18 protein-coding genes are annotated in these 15,760 nt (G+C 59.5%); 11 read left to right on the top strand and 7 right to left on the bottom strand.

Going from position 1 to position 15,760, the window contains the following annotated elements; all coding sequences use genetic code 11:
• Window positions 1-8: 8 nt before the first annotated feature.
• Window positions 9-413, bottom strand: a complete 405-nt coding sequence (panM, locus tag HNQ83_RS06490; RefSeq protein WP_175388187.1) for an aspartate 1-decarboxylase autocleavage activator PanM — start codon at window positions 411-413, stop codon at window positions 9-11.
• Between the two features lie 226 nt (window positions 414-639).
• Between panM and HNQ83_RS06495 the strand changes: the two genes are divergently transcribed.
• The 7 genes from HNQ83_RS06495 to HNQ83_RS06525 all read left to right on the top strand — a co-directional run bounded on the left by HNQ83_RS06495 (window position 640) and on the right by HNQ83_RS06525 (window position 6,480).
• The gene (locus HNQ83_RS06495; protein ID WP_175388188.1) at window positions 640-2,301 is read left to right on the top strand and encodes an OFA family MFS transporter; all 1,662 of its coding nucleotides are present in this window, start codon (window positions 640-642) and stop codon (window positions 2,299-2,301) included.
• Between the two features lie 292 nt (window positions 2,302-2,593).
• Window positions 2,594-3,187 (top strand): imidazoleglycerol-phosphate dehydratase HisB, encoded by a 594-nt coding sequence (gene hisB, locus HNQ83_RS06500; RefSeq protein WP_024778052.1) that lies wholly within the window; start codon window positions 2,594-2,596, stop codon window positions 3,185-3,187.
• Window positions 3,187-3,825 carry an imidazole glycerol phosphate synthase subunit HisH gene (gene hisH / locus HNQ83_RS06505; protein WP_103405908.1) on the top strand — a complete coding sequence of 213 codons (639 nt, stop codon included), beginning with the start codon at window positions 3,187-3,189 and terminating at the stop codon, window positions 3,823-3,825. The genes hisB and hisH overlap by 1 nt, the downstream gene beginning before the upstream one ends.
• Window positions 3,826-4,086 (top strand): DUF2164 domain-containing protein, encoded by a 261-nt coding sequence (locus tag HNQ83_RS06510; protein WP_175388189.1) that lies wholly within the window; start codon window positions 3,826-3,828, stop codon window positions 4,084-4,086.
• Window positions 4,087-4,128: 42 nt separating this feature from the next.
• Window positions 4,129-4,866 (top strand): 1-(5-phosphoribosyl)-5-[(5-phosphoribosylamino)methylideneamino]imidazole-4-carboxamide isomerase, encoded by a 738-nt coding sequence (gene hisA / locus HNQ83_RS06515; protein WP_017336056.1) that lies wholly within the window; start codon window positions 4,129-4,131, stop codon window positions 4,864-4,866.
• A 9-nt stretch (window positions 4,867-4,875) separates the two neighbouring features.
• Complete coding sequence (hisF, locus tag HNQ83_RS06520) at window positions 4,876-5,646, top strand: imidazole glycerol phosphate synthase subunit HisF (RefSeq protein WP_175388190.1); 771 nt, start codon at window positions 4,876-4,878, stop codon at window positions 5,644-5,646.
• 78 nt (window positions 5,647-5,724) lie between these two features.
• Window positions 5,725-6,480 (top strand): ABC transporter substrate-binding protein, encoded by a 756-nt coding sequence (locus HNQ83_RS06525; protein ID WP_175388191.1) that lies wholly within the window; start codon window positions 5,725-5,727, stop codon window positions 6,478-6,480.
• Here the strand turns inward: HNQ83_RS06525 and HNQ83_RS06530 are convergent.
• The 5 genes from HNQ83_RS06530 to gpmI all read right to left on the bottom strand — a co-directional run bounded on the left by HNQ83_RS06530 (window position 6,461) and on the right by gpmI (window position 13,058).
• On the bottom strand, window positions 6,461-7,774 hold the full coding sequence (locus HNQ83_RS06530; protein WP_175388192.1) for a Vps62-related protein: 1,314 nt from the start codon (window positions 7,772-7,774) through the stop codon (window positions 6,461-6,463). The genes HNQ83_RS06525 and HNQ83_RS06530 overlap by 20 nt on opposite strands.
• A gap of 115 nt (window positions 7,775-7,889) precedes the next feature.
• Entirely contained in the window at window positions 7,890-8,666 is a 777-nt protein-coding gene (locus HNQ83_RS06535) for a divergent polysaccharide deacetylase family protein (protein WP_175388193.1), read from the bottom strand.
• A 2-nt stretch (window positions 8,667-8,668) separates the two neighbouring features.
• Window positions 8,669-9,988 carry a S41 family peptidase gene (locus tag HNQ83_RS06540; protein WP_175388194.1) on the bottom strand — a complete coding sequence of 440 codons (1,320 nt, stop codon included), beginning with the start codon at window positions 9,986-9,988 and terminating at the stop codon, window positions 8,669-8,671.
• Between the two features lie 31 nt (window positions 9,989-10,019).
• A complete protein-coding gene (locus tag HNQ83_RS06545; RefSeq protein ID WP_175388195.1) occupies window positions 10,020-11,312 on the bottom strand; it encodes a murein hydrolase activator EnvC in 1,293 nt (430 codons plus the stop codon).
• 216 nt (window positions 11,313-11,528) lie between these two features.
• Entirely contained in the window at window positions 11,529-13,058 is a 1,530-nt protein-coding gene (gene gpmI / locus HNQ83_RS06550; protein WP_175388196.1) for a 2,3-bisphosphoglycerate-independent phosphoglycerate mutase, read from the bottom strand.
• Window positions 13,059-13,210: 152 nt separating this feature from the next.
• Here gpmI and HNQ83_RS06555 point away from each other — a divergent pair, with 152 nt between their 5' ends.
• From HNQ83_RS06555 to secB, 3 genes are read left to right on the top strand one after another with little or no spacing between them, the layout of a single operon-like run.
• Entirely contained in the window at window positions 13,211-13,624 is a 414-nt protein-coding gene (locus HNQ83_RS06555; protein WP_175388197.1) for a rhodanese-like domain-containing protein, read from the top strand.
• Between the two features lies 1 nt (window position 13,625).
• Entirely contained in the window at window positions 13,626-13,880 is a 255-nt protein-coding gene (gene grxC, locus HNQ83_RS06560; protein ID WP_007939440.1) for a glutaredoxin 3, read from the top strand.
• A 43-nt stretch (window positions 13,881-13,923) separates the two neighbouring features.
• The gene (secB, locus tag HNQ83_RS06565; protein WP_175388198.1) at window positions 13,924-14,409 is read left to right on the top strand and encodes a protein-export chaperone SecB; all 486 of its coding nucleotides are present in this window, start codon (window positions 13,924-13,926) and stop codon (window positions 14,407-14,409) included.
• 131 nt (window positions 14,410-14,540) lie between these two features.
• On the opposite strand, the gene HNQ83_RS06570 is transcribed toward secB, so the two are convergent.
• Entirely contained in the window at window positions 14,541-14,996 is a 456-nt protein-coding gene (locus HNQ83_RS06570) for a tRNA (cytidine(34)-2'-O)-methyltransferase (RefSeq protein WP_175388199.1), read from the bottom strand.
• Between HNQ83_RS06570 and HNQ83_RS06575 the strand changes: the two genes are divergently transcribed.
• Window positions 14,995-15,435 carry a hypothetical protein gene (locus HNQ83_RS06575; protein WP_175388200.1) on the top strand — a complete coding sequence of 147 codons (441 nt, stop codon included), beginning with the start codon at window positions 14,995-14,997 and terminating at the stop codon, window positions 15,433-15,435. The two genes, HNQ83_RS06570 and HNQ83_RS06575, sit on opposite strands and share 2 nt — an antisense overlap.
• Window positions 15,436-15,760 lie beyond the last annotated feature (325 nt).

A 15,760-nucleotide genomic window follows, 5' to 3' on the forward strand; every position in this document is an offset into this window, starting at 1 on the left:
GTCAGCGATCACTCAGGCAGCGTATCCAGTGACACGTTCAACTTGGCCGCCAATGCCTGGGCCTCCAGGTGCCCGGCGGGCGCCAGCAGGCGCAGGGTGGCGCCGGATTGCGCAGCCTTGGCCTGTGCTTCTCGCACCAGGCGTTCCGCGACGCCACGACGTCGGGTGACTTTTCGTACGCATAAATGAGACAGGTGCCAGACATCCGGGTGCCGTTGCAGGCGTGCTGCACCCAGCAATCGGTCATTGAAGCGTGCAGCGATCAAAGAACCCTCCCGCAGACAGGTTTCAACCAGTAGCGCATCCCCGGCAAATGGCGCAAACAGCCATTGCGGAGCGTCACGATAGATTTTCTGCAGATCCTGCTGATCTTGATGAGTGGCTTCGTTCAGTGACTCGACAACGATGGGCATGGAAAATCCTTCAGAGGTACGAGAACAGACAACATTGAAAAAGGTGATGGCAGTTTGGTTTTTCTGTCACGTGCAAATGGTAACCTTCACCCGTTCGTCGGCTCTTCTGCGACCAGACGTCGCACCAAAATGAAGCTTCACCCGCAAAAGACAGTCATGCCTGCGTGCAACAAGGCTGGGGACGAAGAGTGGCTCGCGAACCATACTAATAATTGGGGGATACACAATGACCACGAGTATCGCGGCGGACGGCTATGCCGACCAGCCCTCGTTCCTGTCCAAGGAGCGAATCATCGCCAAGCCCGGTTTCAACCGTTGGCTGGTACCACCGGCCGCGCTGGCCATCCACCTCTGCATCGGCATGGCCTACGGCTTCTCGGTGTTCTGGCTGCCACTGTCCAAGGCCTTGGGCATCACCAAGCCGCTGGCCTGCGCGCCGGACATGAGCTTCGTCGCTCAAGTCTTTTCTTCGCAATGCGACTGGCCGATCTCGATGCTCGGCTGGATCTACACCCTGTTCTTCATCTTCCTGGGTTGCTCGGCAGCCATCTGGGGCGGCTGGCTGGAACATGCCGGACCGCGCAAGGCTGGCGTCGTGTCGGCCCTGTGCTGGTGTGGCGGTCTGCTGATATCGGCGCTGGGTATTTATACCCACCAGATCTGGCTGATGTGGCTCGGTTCTGGCGTCATTGGCGGTATCGGCCTGGGCCTGGGGTACATCTCGCCGGTGTCGACCCTGATCAAGTGGTTCCCGGACAAGCGCGGCATGGCGACCGGTATGGCGATCATGGGGTTCGGCGGCGGCGCGATGGTCGGTGCACCCCTGGGGACAGCGCTGATGAGCCACTTCGGTTCGCCGGAAGGCGTGGGCGTGTGGCAGAGCTTCGTGGCGATGGCTGCGATCTACTTCGTGTTCATGATCGGTGGTGCGCTGTCCTATCGCGTTCCGCCAACCGGCTGGAAGCCTGAGGGCTGGACTGCACCGGCGAAGAAAGCTTCTAACGCGATGATCACCAACCGTCACGTGCACGTGAACGTGGCGTGGAAAACACCGCAATTCCGTCTGGTATGGCTGGTGCTGTGCCTGAACGTATCGGCCGGTATCGGCATCCTGGGCATGGCTTCGCCGCTGTTGCAGGAAGTGTTCGGCGGCAAGTTGCTGGGCAATGACCTGGCGTTCGGCCAGCTGGACGCTTCACAACTGGCCTCGATTGCCGCGATCGCTGCCGGTTTCACCGGTTTGCTGAGTCTGTTCAATATCGGTGGCCGGTTCTTCTGGGCATCGTTCTCGGACTACCTGGGCCGTAAAAACACCTACTTTGTGTTCTTCGCCCTGGGTTTTGCGCTGTACGCACTGATTCCCAACCTTGGTCATTTGGGCAACATCGCACTGTTCGTGGCGGCGTTCTGCATCATCCTGTCGATGTATGGCGGCGGTTTTGCCACCGTTCCGGCCTACCTGGCTGACCTGTTCGGTACGCAAATGGTCGGCGCGATCCATGGTCGCCTGCTGACGGCATGGGCGGCGGCGGGCGTGTTGGGCCCGGTGCTGGTGAACTACCTGCGCGAGTACCAGCTGAGTATCGGTGTTGAACGTGCCGCGGCTTACGACATCACGCTGTACATCCTGGCGGGCCTGCTGGTGCTGGGTTTCATCTGCAACCTGCTGGTGCGCCCGGTGGCCGACAAGTACTTCATGACTGACGCTGAGCTGGCTGCCGAACAGGCGCTGGGTCACGACAAAGGGGCTGACAGCAGCACCTCGCTGGAATGGAAAGCAGCCGCGGGCACCAAGCCATTGGCCGTAGCTGCCTGGCTGGTGGTGGGCATTCCGTTGGCGTGGGGTGTTTGGGTAACCCTGCAGAAGACGGCGGTGCTGTTCCACTAAGAAGCTGAGGGTCTGGCCTGATATCTTCAGGCCGACACCAAACCCTGTGGGAGCGAGCCTGCTCGCGAATGCGGTCTGACAGTCGACAGAGATGTTGAATATGCAGTCCCTTTCGCGAGCAAGCCCGCTCCCACATTTGTTTTGTGCCGCCTGAAAATGGCTTGTATGGACATGTCTATCCCCGACGGCCGGGGGTTCTATCCATCAGTGATATCACCTCTCGTGTTTCTGTTTGGCGCCCGCACCCCTATAATGGTTGCCTTTTTCGCCCAATGATTTTGCGGAGCTGGTGATGGCCGAACGTAAGGCGTCAGTCGAGCGCGACACTCTGGAAACCCAGATCAAAGCCTCGATCAACCTGGATGGCACCGGAAAGGCCCGATTTGATATCGGTGTTCCTTTTCTTGAGCACATGCTCGACCAGATCGCCCGTCACGGGCTGATCGACCTGGATATCGTCAGCAAAGGCGACCTGCATATCGATGACCACCACACGGTGGAAGACGTCGGTATCACGCTGGGTCAGGCATTCACCCAAGCCATCGGCGACAAGAAAGGCATCCGTCGCTACGGTCACGCCTATGTGCCGCTCGATGAAGCGCTGTCGCGCGTGGTGATCGACTTCTCCGGCCGCCCTGGCCTGCAGATGCATGTTCCGTATACCCGCGCCACTGTCGGCGGTTTTGACGTTGACCTGTTCCAGGAGTTCTTCCAGGGCTTCGTCAACCACGCCAACGTCACTCTGCACATCGACAACCTGCGTGGCCACAACACCCACCACCAGATCGAAACCGTGTTCAAGGCTTTCGGCCGCGCGCTGCGCATGGCGGTAGAGCTCGATGACCGCATGGCCGGGCAAATGCCATCGACCAAGGGCGTCCTGTAATGCAGACAGTCGCGGTTATCGATTACGGCATGGGCAACCTGCACTCGGTGGCCAAGGCCCTCGAGCATGTCGGTGCTGGCAAGGTGTTGATCACCAGCGATGCCAACGTGATTCGCGAAGCCGACCGGGTGGTTTTCCCCGGCGTCGGCGCGATTCGCGATTGCATGGCGGAGATTCGTCGCCTCGGTTTCGATTCGCTGGTGCGTGAAGTCAGCCAGGACCGTCCGTTTCTTGGCATCTGCGTCGGCATGCAAGCCTTGCTCGACACCAGTGAAGAAAACGACGGCGTTGACTGCATCGGTTTGTTCCCTGGCCAGGTGAAGTTCTTCGGCAAGGATCTGGTCGAAGACGGTGAGCACCTGAAAGTCCCGCACATGGGCTGGAACGAAGTGAAGCAGAAGGTGAGTCACCCGCTGTGGCACGACATTCCGGACCTGGCGCGTTTCTATTTCGTGCACAGCTACTACATCGCGGCCGCTAACGCGCGCCAGGTGGTGGGTGGCGGTCACTACGGCGTCGATTTCGCTGCAGCGCTGGCCGACGGCTCGCGTTTCGCCGTGCAGTTCCACCCGGAGAAAAGCCATACCCATGGCCTGCAATTGCTGCAGAACTTCGCGGCGTGGGACGGTCGCTGGTAAATGGCTGTCAAGAAGTCCAAGCCGCCGATCCTGACCCTCACGCCCGAACAGGAGCGTGAGGCCAATCAGAAGATTCAGCGGTTCATGGAAGATCGCTTCGAACTGGACCTGGGGTCGTTCGAGGCAGCGGAAATTCTTGAGCTGTTTACCCGTGAAATTGCTCCGCACTATTACAACAGGGCGATTTTCGATGTGCAGACGCACCTCAAGGAGAGGTTCGAAAGCATCGAAAGCGACCTGTGGGCGCTCGAGAAAAACTGATTTTCGAGTGAAGCTGAACAATCGAATTTGAAGGTTTGCCAGATGCTGATTATTCCCGCTATCGATCTTAAAGACGGTGCCTGTGTTCGTCTGCGCCAGGGCCGCATGGAAGATTCCACAGTGTTCTCCGATGACCCGGTGAGCATGGCTGCCAAGTGGGTGGAGGGCGGTTGCCGCCGTCTGCATCTGGTCGACCTGAACGGTGCGTTCGAAGGCCAGCCAGTCAACGGCGAAGTGGTCACGGCCATTGCCAAGCGCTACCCGAACCTGCCGATCCAGATCGGCGGTGGTATCCGTTCGCTGGAAACCATCGAGCACTATGTGAAAGCGGGCGTGAGCTACGTGATCATCGGCACCAAAGCCGTGAAAGACCCAGCCTTCGTTGCCGAAGCCTGCCGTGCGTTCCCGGGCAAAGTGATTGTTGGCCTGGATGCCAAGGACGGTTTCGTCGCCACCGACGGCTGGGCTGAAATCAGCACCGTGCAGGTGATCGACCTGGCCAAGCAGTTCGAAGCCGACGGCGTGTCCGCTATCGTTTATACCGACATCGCCAAAGACGGCATGATGCAGGGCTGCAACGTCCCGTTCACTGCTGCCCTGGCCGCTGCCACGCGCATTCCGGTGATCGCTTCTGGCGGCATTCACAACCTGGGTGACATCAAGTCGCTGCTCGACGCCAAGGCGCCAGGCATCATCGGTGCGATCACGGGTCGCGCGATCTACGAAGGCACCCTCGACGTCGCTGAAGCGCAAGCTTTCTGCGATTCGTACAAAGGCTGAGGACTGACCATGGCGCTGGCCAAACGCATCATCCCTTGCCTGGACGTGGACAACGGCCGGGTGGTCAAGGGTGTGAAATTCGAAAACATCCGCGACGCCGGTGACCCGGTGGAAATCGCCCGTCGTTACGACGAGCAGGGTGCCGACGAGATTACCTTTCTCGACATCACCGCCAGCGTCGACGGTCGCGATACCACGCTGCATACCGTCGAGCGCATGGCCAGCCAGGTGTTCATTCCGCTGACCGTCGGCGGTGGCGTGCGTACCGTGCAGGATATCCGCAACCTGCTCAATGCCGGTGCGGACAAGGTCTCGATCAACACCGCCGCGGTGTTCAACCCGGAATTCGTCGGTGAAGCGGCGCAGCATTTCGGTTCGCAGTGCATTGTTGTCGCCATCGACGCGAAGAAAGTGTCCGGTCCGGACGAAACCCCGCGCTGGGAAATCTTCACCCACGGCGGCCGCAAGCCGACCGGCCTCGATGCCGTTGAGTGGGCGAAGAAAATGGAAGGCCTGGGTGCCGGTGAAATCCTCCTGACCAGCATGGATCAGGATGGCATGAAAAACGGTTTCGACCTCGGTGTAACCCGCGCCATCAGCGACGCACTGGGCATTCCGGTGATCGCTTCCGGCGGTGTTGGCAACCTGCAACACCTGGCTGACGGCATTCTCGAAGGTCACGCCAGTGCAGTATTGGCGGCGAGTATTTTCCACTTCGGCGAATACACCGTGCAGGAAGCCAAGGCCTATATGGCTCATCGCGGAATTGTGATGCGCTGAACAAACCGATGCAGGCCAGTGGACATCATGGCGAGCCCAAGGCACTCTTGGGTACGCCATGGATTTCGGTAGCCAGACATGCTTAAACGCTTTCTTCTCGTCCTTGCCAGCGCTTCTCTGTTGTTGATCAACGGGGCTTACGCTAATGACAGTCCCGATACCGACATCGTGTTGCTGACGGAAAACTTCCCGCCGTACAACATGGCGAAGAACGGCAAGAACTTCGCTCAGGACGAAAACATCAATGGCATCGCCACCGATATCGTCCGTGAAATCTTCAAGCGCGCCGAAATTACCTACAGCCTGACGCTGCGTTTCCCCTGGGAGCGCATCTACAAACTCACCCTGGAAAAACCCGGTTACGGCGTGTTCGTCATGGCGCGGCTACCTGACCGGGAAAAGTTGTTCAAATGGGTCGGTCCCATTGGTCCGGACGACTGGATCATGCTTGCCAAGGCTGACAGCAAGATCACCCTCGAAACGCTGAATGACGCGCGCAAGTACAAGATCGGCGCCTACAAGGGCGATGCGATTGCCGAGACCTTGACCAAGCAAGGCTTGAACCCGGTGGTCGTGCTACGCGATCAGGACAATGCAAAGAAACTGGTCAACGGCCAGATCGACCTGTGGGCCACAGGTGACCCGGCCGGCCGTTACCTGGCAAGGCAGGACGGCGTGACCGGGCTCAAGACGGTGTTGCGCTTCAACAGCGCCGAGCTTTATCTGGCGCTGAACAAGGACGTGCCGGACGAAACCGTTGCCAAATTGCAGGCTGCGCTGGATCAGCTGCGCAAGGAAGGCGTGGTGGACGACATCATGGCGCGGTATCTGTAGGCGTCGGCAAGTCTTCCGTCGGCTGCGGCATGACGTGAATTGGGACTGTTGCGCACTCTTCTGATGGATATTCTGTCATGTGCAGGCTTTCGTCATCGGTGTACTCAAAGCTGATTGCCACTGGCGTGTTGTCTTCGCGCAGCAATTTATAACTGCTCTGCAGTTGATAAACTGCCACGGCCTTGTTTTTTGCCGCCATGGCGATAACTACCTGGGGTTGCGTGTTCCGCCACCCGTCAGTTGACGTTTCGGTGTGAATAAAGGTCTTGTCCAGGTTTGCCGAGAAATTCAATGCCTGGACATCGCCAGGGGACTTGGCTGGCCATGTGGTAAAGATGTCGATAGAGGTAAGGCGGTTGAATATCTGCACTTTCGACATGTCTTGCCTGGGCAAGGCTGTCCATTTAACTGCCCGGGCCTTGTCGCTGGTGTTGTGCCCATGCCCGACAAGTGCATATTGGTCGGTTCTTTCGAGCCGATAGAATGGGGAGCTGCGTAGTTGATCAGCGGGGCGCATGTCCTCTTTAACAGCGAACCATGGAAGCTTGACTGTTTGAGTGACCTTGCGCGCTTCGATCGCTAAAGGCGCTTCGTACCCGGAGAGTACCGGAGGCTCTGGCGCAGGGGTTACTTCAAGACGAATTTGCATCCGCAATGCGTAGACAATCGGTTCCGCCGGTTTGTTATGGCTTTGAACACCAAAAAAAGTGCCGGGCGCAAAGTAGATCTCGCCCGACGCTGCGGTTGGCGGTTCAATTTCCCAGGCGCTGAAGTTTTGCCTGGCTCGACTGCCCAGGTCGCTCCAGATCAAATTGCCGACCGTCGATGCGATGACCAGATCGGCTCGCACGCAGCGTATAGCGTTGATCGAAGGTTTTTCGTGGCTGTTGGAGCACACCAATCCCATCGCAACATAGCCCGCTGGAGCAAGCGGGCGCCATATCGACGAGTCCGTTGCGGCGCCCGAGCCGGCATCTGTCCAGACGCGTTCAAAGTCGTCGGGTCGGCTGAGCGCATTGCCCATGGTGCTTGGCGAATCACTTTCGCAGACAACGGCTGCTACGCGGGTGCCGTTGATGTTGGCATCTCCGGCAACAGCGAGATCACCCAAGGGAAAGTAGCCAGGTAGTGCATCGGGGGCGGGTGTGGGCCGCCAAAAACCGGCGGTATTCGAGCGCAGGAATCTGGTATCCAGAATCCGATTGAACTCCGTCGTGAAACTGATCAACAGGTTGTCGAGCTTGATGGGCTCTATTTGCCTGTTGGGTAATGCGCCATTTTCATTGGTAGTCATCGTCTGTCCTGATAGAGAGAGGCGACTCGGGAGAGTCACGATCGGTTGGAGGTCTCAATATCTGGATTTGAAAGAGGGGGCAGGCGGTAACTATGTATTGGGTTGTGACAGGCTATTAACGATAAATCCCATCTTTTCCATGGGCGATCATGGCGCGATTGCCGCGCACGCTGATCATCTGGCGCAGGTCGATCCACTCGATACCCTGGGCCTTGAGCTTCGGCAGTTCGCGCTCGAGCACCGCCAGGGTCTGCGGATAGGGATGGCCGATCATGACCGCCGAACCCTGTTTGTGCGCCAGGCTGATTGCGGTCTGCAATTGGGTGTAGATCGCCGCTTCAGTGCGCTCGTCATCGAGAAACACATCCCGCGAAACGCTCGCCAGATCGATTTTCTGTGCCTGTTGTGCGGCCACGGTCTGTGCGCTGGTACGACTGTCGACGAAAAACTTGTGCCTACGCTGAAGCTCGCTCATCAACCATGCCATGGCGGCCGGTTGCGCGGTCATGCGGCTGCCCATGTGGTTATTGATGCCAGCGGTGTAAGGCACCCTTTTCAAGGCAGCATTGAGGCGCTTTTCGAGCTCGTCGGTGGACAGTTCGGGATGCCAGGCAAAGGGGCCTGTGGCCGGGTCCATGGGCATGTGCAGGATGACAATTTTGCCGGCGCGATGGGCTTCGCGGGCAAATTCAGTAGCGTGGGGTGTATCGGGCATGATCGCCGTGGTGACCGGACCGGGGAGGGCCAGCACGCGGCGATCCCGGGTCAGGTTCTGCCCCAGGTCGTCGATGATCAGGCTCAGGTAGGCCTTGTGAGGCGCTGAGCCGGCGGGTTCTGCGTGAGCAGTACCCGCCAGGCAGCACAACAGGACGTAGATGAAGCGCAGCACCATCCTCAACGGCCGGAGGTGATGCTCAGCCCTTTAAGCAGGCTCAGGGCCTGGGCCAATTGGTAATCGTCATCCTGTGGCATCGCTTTGGCCTTGCCAGTGGAACCGGTCGGTTTGTCGGCACCGCCATTGCCATTGCCCAGGTGACCTTGAAGGTCGGCTTCCTTGAAGTAGTCGCTGTCCTGCTCGCTGGTGATCTTGGCCTTGCGCACTTCGATGTCCGGGACGATGCCCTGGGCCTGAATCGAGCGACCGTTTGGTGTGTAGTACAGCGCAGTAGTGATCTTCAGCGCGCGTTCGTTGTTCAGCGGCAGCACGGTTTGCACCGAACCTTTGCCGAAGCTCGGGGTGCCCATGACGACGGCGCGTTTTTGATCCTGCAAGGCGCCCGCAACGATTTCCGAAGCCGAGGCGCTGCCGCCGTTGATCAGCGCAACCATTGGCACGGCCTCGCTTTCGTCCTTGCCGGTGGCCGAGAAGCGCAGTTCGGAGTTGGCAATACGGCCCTTGGTGTAGACGATCAGGCCTTTGGTGATGAAGTGATCCACCACTTCCACGGCAGCCTGCAGCACGCCGCCAGGGTTGTTGCGCAGGTCGAGGATGATGCCGTTGAGTTTCTTGCCGTTGTCCTTACGCAGCTTGGCCAGGGCTTTGGAGACCTCTTCGCCGGTCTTGACCTGGAACTGGGTGATGCGGATGTAGCCGTAGCCCGACTCCAGCAGTTGGCTCTTCACGCTCTTGACCTGGATGATCGCGCGGGCCAGGGTTACGTCGAACGGTGTGCCGCCGTCGCGTACCAGGGTCAGGGTGATTTTCTGGCCGATCTTGCCGCGCATCTTGTCCACGGCTTCGGTCATGCTCTGGCCGCGGGTCGGCTGGCCATTGATCTTGACGATGAAGTCGCCGGCCTGGATACCGGCCTTCGAAGCCGGGGTGTCGTCGATTGGCGATACCACCTTGATGAATCCGTCCTCGGCGCCGACTTCAATGCCCAGGCCGCCGAATTCACCGCTGGTGCTTTCCTGCAATTCGGCGAAGTCTTCCGGCCCCAGGTAAGCGGAGTGCGGATCAAGGTTGCTGAGCATGCCCTTGATCGCGTTTTCCAGCAGGGTCTTGTCGTCCACCGGTTCGACATACGCGGCCTTGATCCGATCCATGACCTCGGCGAAGGTGCGCAACTCTTCCAAAGGCAATGGCGCCTTGGTGGTCGCGGCAGTGCCCGCAGGCGCGACCGCCGGGGCCGGTTGAGCGGCAAACGCCAGGGGCGCGCCGATCACCAGGGCGATCGTCAGGGCCAGCGAGGTAAGGCGGGACAAATGCAGCATGTCGAACGAACTCCTGAATTAGGCGGTGCGCTTATCCTTGCGCACGGCACCATTGCGCCGGATCACTCGGGTGACCCTGCTGACGAATCGCGAAATACAGTGCTGGCGTGTCCTGTCCTCCACTATTACCGACAGTGGAAATGGACTCGCCGGCTTTAACCACGTCACCCGCAGACTTGAGCAGCGTCTGGTTGTGACCATAAAGACTCAAGAAACCGTTGCCGTGGTCAAGAATCACCAGCAGCCCGGCGCCACGCAACCAGTCGGCGAACACCACGCGACCACCGTGTACCGCATGCACCGTACTGCCAGCCGATGCGCCGATCATCACGCCGTCCCACCTGGTGCGGGTGTCGTCGCCACGGCTTTCGCCAAAGCGTGCCAACAGTCGACCGTCGACGGGCCATGGAAGTTTGCCGCGGCTTGAAGCAAAAGGCCCGCCGAAGGTTTCGCCTGAGCTTGAAACCAGAGCGCCGGGTGTCGATTTGACGGGTTTGCGTGGGGCGTCAGTGGCTTCTGCTTGAGCCTGAGCCTCACGCAAACGCTTTTTTTCGGCTTCCTGCTGGGCGATCAGCGCTTTTTGCCGCGCTTCTTCTGCCTCACGGGCCTGGCGAGCCAGGGTTTCTTCAATCGTTTTAAGGACTTTAGACAGGTCTGCCTGATCCTGCTCGCGGGCTGCCAGTTTCTGGTCGCGAGCCTTTACGTCGTCATTGAGCTTGGCCAACACCTGTTGGCGCTCCTGACGCACTTTGTCGAGTTCGTCGCGCTGGCTGTCGAGACTGCTTTTCTGCACCAGCAATTGCGCCTGTTGGCTGGCGATGTCCTGTTCGACATTGGCCAGTTGGCGCAGGGTTTCGTTGAAATTCTTCAACTGCTCCAGGCGGGCCTGGCTCAGGTAGTCGTAATAGGTGAGGGTGCGGGCGAACTTCTCGGGATTCTGCTGGTTGAGCAGCAGCTTCAAGTACTCCTGCCGACCGTTTTGATAGGCCGCCCGGGCCTGGATCGCAATCAGTCTTTGCTGTTCAGTGCGCGCGCTCTGGAGTTTTTTTTTCTCCGCATCGAGTCGCTGCAGCTCGGATTCGCTCTTCTTCAGCTCTTTTTGCAGGGATTCGACCTGCTTTTCGAGCTTGCCCATCTCGGTCTCGGTACCCTTGAGGTCCTTCTGCACGCCGGACTTCTCTTCCTGCAGCTTGCCCAGCAGCTTTTTCAGCTCGGCAATGTCCTGACGCGTGGCGTCCAACTGTTGTTGGGTTTGCGCGCGCTCGTCAGCGAAGGCCGGTTGGAGCAGGCAAGTCAGAGCAAGGGCTATCAGGACGCGAAGCATAGAGGCGGGCGACACCAGGGAAAGGGACAGCCTAGTATGCCCGCCCCACGCTGCAAAAAAAACGCCCAATTGGGGCTGTGTGATAACTGGCCTGAAAAACCCCTGAAAGCAATGTGGGAGCGAGCCTGCTCGCGAAAGCGGCGTGTCAGGCAACGTTGATGTTGGCTGACACTCGGCATTCGCGAGCAGGCTCGCTCCCACAGGGTCTTGCGGTGATTAGACGAGGATCGAAGTCCCGGTCATTTCCGCCGGTTTTTCCAGGCCCAGCAACTTCAGCATGGTCGGCGCCACGTCCGCCAGCACGCCGCCTTCGCGAACCTTGAGGTCACGTTTGCCAACATAAATGAAGGGCACGGGTTCGGTAGTGTGGGCGGTGTGGGCCTGGCCGGTGGATTCGTCGGACATTTGTTCGACGTTGCCGTGGTCGGCGGTGATCAGGGCTTCGCCGCCGACTTTCTCCAGGGCATCAACGATGCGGCCAACGCACAGATCCAGGCACTCAACGGCTTTAACCGCGGCCTCGAACACACCACTGTGGCCCACCATGTCGCCGTTGGCGTAGTTGACGACAATCACGTCGTAGCGCTGGTTTTCGATGGCATCGACGATGCGGTCGGTGACTTCCGGTGCGCTCATTTCCGGCTGCAAGTCGTAAGTGGCGACTTTCGGCGACGGAATCAGGATGCGCTCTTCGCCCGGGAACGGTTCTTCGCGACCGCCGGAGAAGAAGAAGGTCACGTGAGCGTACTTCTCGGTTTCAGCGATGCGCAGCTGGGTTTTGCCGTTTTTCGCCAGGTAATCGCCCAGCACGTTTTCCAGGCTGCCGGCGGCGAAGGCCGAGGGGGCCGGGATGCTGACGGCGTATTGGGTCAGCATCACGAAGCCCGCCAGTTTTGGCTGACGGCTGCGCTCGAACTCATTGAAGTCGTCTTCAACGAAGACACGGGTCAGCTCGCGGGCACGGTCGGCGCGGAAGTTCATGAACACCACGGCGTCGCCGTCTTCGACTTTCACCGGGTCGCCGATGGAGGTGGCTTTGACGAATTCGTCGCTCTCGCCACGCTCATACGCCGCTTGCAGGCCTTCCTGGGCAGTGGCGGCATTGAATTCGCCAGCGCCGTCGATGATCAGGTTGTAAGCCTGGGACACGCGATCCCAACGGTTGTCGCGGTCCATCGCATAGTAGCGGCCGATGAGGCTGGCGATGCGGCCTTTGCCCAGTGCCTGGAAAGTGGCGTCGAGCAGTTCGATCGACGACTGCGCGCTTTTCGGCGGCGTGTCGCGGCCGTCGAGGAAGGCGTGCAGGTAGATGTTCTGTGCGCCGCGCTTGGCGGCCAGCTCGGCCATGGCGACCAGGTGATCCTGGTGGCTGTGGACGCCACCATCGGACAGCAGGCCCATGAAATGCACGGCCTTGCCCGCAGCAACAGCTTTATCGACGGCGGCGCAGATGGTCGGGTTCTCGAAGAACTCCCCGTCGCGGATCGATTTGGTCACGCGAGTGAAGTCCTGATACACCACACGGCCGGCACCGAGGTTCATGTGGCCGACTTCGGAGTTGCCCATCTGGCCATCCGGCAGACCGACGTCCATGCCGCTGCCCGAGATCAGGCCGTTCGGCACGGTGGCCCACAGACGGTCCAGTACGGGTTTCTTCGCCGCGAAAATCGCGTTGGATTCAGGGCTCTCACTATGACCGAAGCCGTCGAGAATGATCAGGACCAAAGGTTTGGGCGTGGTAGTCATGGAATCCACTCGTGGCTGATTAAAAAGGGGCGATGGAAAAGGGAGTGGCAGTTTAAAGCGAAGTTCCGGCCGCGTCACCGCCGGACGGGGTTTGGCCCACCCTAGGGGCTGTGTATACTGGCCGACATTTTAACGCCCTGGAACCTCCTTCGATGGTTGCTCACCTGATTGAATTTGCCACTAACCACTACATTCTCGTCGGTATCTTCGTCGTACTGCTGGCCCTGCTGATTGCCTATCAGATGCAAGGCGGCGGGCGCAGCCTGAGCACCGGTGAGCTGACGGGCCTGGTCAATAAAGATGCAGGCGTGGTGATCGACATTCGTCCATCCAAGGACTTTGCCGCCGGTCACATTGTTGGCGCGCTGAACATTCCTCACGACAAACTGGCTGCACGCATCGGCGAGCTGGAAAAGCACAAGGCCAAGACCATCATTCTGGTCGACGCCCTGGGTCAGACCGCCGGTACCCACGCTCGCGAACTGGTGAAGGCCGGCTTCACCGCCGCCAAGCTGTCCGGTGGCGTTTCCAGCTGGAAAGCCGACAATCTGCCGCTGGTGAAGTGATATGAACAACGTCGTCGTCTACTCCAGCGATTACTGCCCTTACTGCTCGCGAGCCAAGTACCTGCTCGAGAACAAAGGCGTGGCGTTCGAAGAGATCAAGGTCGATGGCAAGCCGCAGGTGCGTGCCGCGATGGCTCAGAAAGCCGGACGTACGTCCGTGCCGCAGATCTGGATCGGCAGCACCCACGTCGGTGGTTGTGATGATTTGTTTGCCCTGGAACGCGCCGGCAAGCTCGACGCGATGCTCAAGGCCTGAATTCCGTACCCAATAAAAGACCCAAGATCAGAAAGGATCTGAGATGACTGACCAACAGAACACTGCAGCTAGCGAAGAAGAAACCGCACCGCAATTCTCCTTGCAGCGCATCTACGTACGTGACTTGTCCTTCGAAGCCCCGAAAAGCCCGGCGATCTTCCGCCAGCAGTGGGAGCCGAGCGTCGGTCTGGATCTGAATACCCGTCAAAAGGCGTTGGAAAACGACTTCCACGAAGTCGTGCTGACCCTGTCGGTCACCGTGAAGAACGGTGACGAAGTGGCGTTCATCGCTGAAGTGCAACAGGCCGGGATCTTCCTGATCAAGAACCTGGACGCGCCTTCGATGAGCCACACCCTCGGTGCGTTCTGCCCGAACATCCTGTTCCCGTACGCTCGTGAAGCGCTGGACAGCCTGGTGACCCGTGGTTCGTTCCCGGCCCTGATGCTGGCTCCGGTGAACTTCGATGCGCTGTACGCGCAAGAGCTGCAGCGTATGCAGTCGGCTGGCGAGACTCCTACCGTTCAATAAGCGGTCTGAGCGTCGAAGCAAGTCCAATGTGGGAGCGGGCTTGCTCGCGAAGGCGGTGTGTCAGTCAAGATTGAGGTCGACTGACACTCCGCCTTCGCGAGCAAGCCCGCTCCCACATTTGTTATGCGGTGTTATTTGAAGTCGTTCTGCCGCCACGCTTCGTAAACGGCGACCGCCACGGTGTTGGACAGGTTCAGGCTGCGGCAGCCTTCACGCATCGGCAGGCGCAGGCGTTGTTCGCCGGGCAGGGCATCGAGCACGTCGGCGGGCAGGCCACGGCTTTCGGGGCCGAACAGGAAGGCATCGCCCGGGACGAAACTGGCATCGTGAAACGGCCGCGAGCCCTTGGTCGTGAAAGCGAACACCCGCGGGTTGCCCAGGCTTTCCAGGCAGCTGGCCAGGTCCGCATGGCGTTGCAGGGTGGCATACTCGTGGTAATCGAGCCCGGCCCGGCGCAGGCGCTTGTCGTCCATCTCGAAGCCCAGCGGTTCGATCAAATGCAGGTGGCAGCCACTGTTGGCGCACAGCCTGATAACGTTGCCGGTATTCGGCGGAATTTCTGGTTGAAAAAGGATGACGTGAAACATGCACGGCTCCGAAGGTAGAGATGAGCGGCATTCTACGCCGCAAGCCGACCCTCGTTCGAAACTATTCCCGCGAGTGATGGCATCGCTGGCGATTGTCGGGGTGATGGTGGGGATGATGATCGGTCGCCTGACCACGCCCGACCCCAGTGAACTGCAGCAGGTCGAGGTGACAAGTGACGGGCTGGTGGTGTGGTTCAACAACGAACCCAAGACCCACGGCGAGATCGTCGATGGCAGTGTCGCGTTGCTGTTCGACGCTCAGGGCAAGGCGCAGCAAGGCCAGCTCAAGGTCAACGACAAAAACGTGAACTGGCGGGTGCGTTTGAGTGATGGAGGTTTGTTGTTGACGGCGGTGGCGGCCCGCCCCCTGCAGGGCGATTGGGCCGGTAGCGAGGTCGATGACCGCTGGCGGCTGGAGATCCATCTCCGGGAGCAATAAAAGAGGGAATCCCCGGCCTGCCTGTACCAAGGTCCCCAAAGCGGGAGGGTTCGCGCATGGTGTCGTGAACCCGGTGTAAAGAGGGAATCCCCGGCCTGCCTGTACCAAGGACCCCAAAACGGCAGGGCTCGTCGCTTGTGCGGTGTGAGCCCGGTGTAAAGAGGGGAATCCCCGGCCTGCCTGTACCAAGGTCCCCGAAACTGGGCAGTGAACTGAATCACTGATGAGACTATTGCAGGGGGCGTGCCAGGTTTTAACAAGTTGAAACAGAAAGTCGCGCTTGAGCGTCGAAAGCCCCGTAATTCGGGGCTTTCGTGTTTTTTCG

The organism is Pseudomonas sp. C2B4, from assembly GCF_013359695.1.
Classification (GTDB): domain Bacteria; phylum Pseudomonadota; class Gammaproteobacteria; order Pseudomonadales; family Pseudomonadaceae; genus Aquipseudomonas.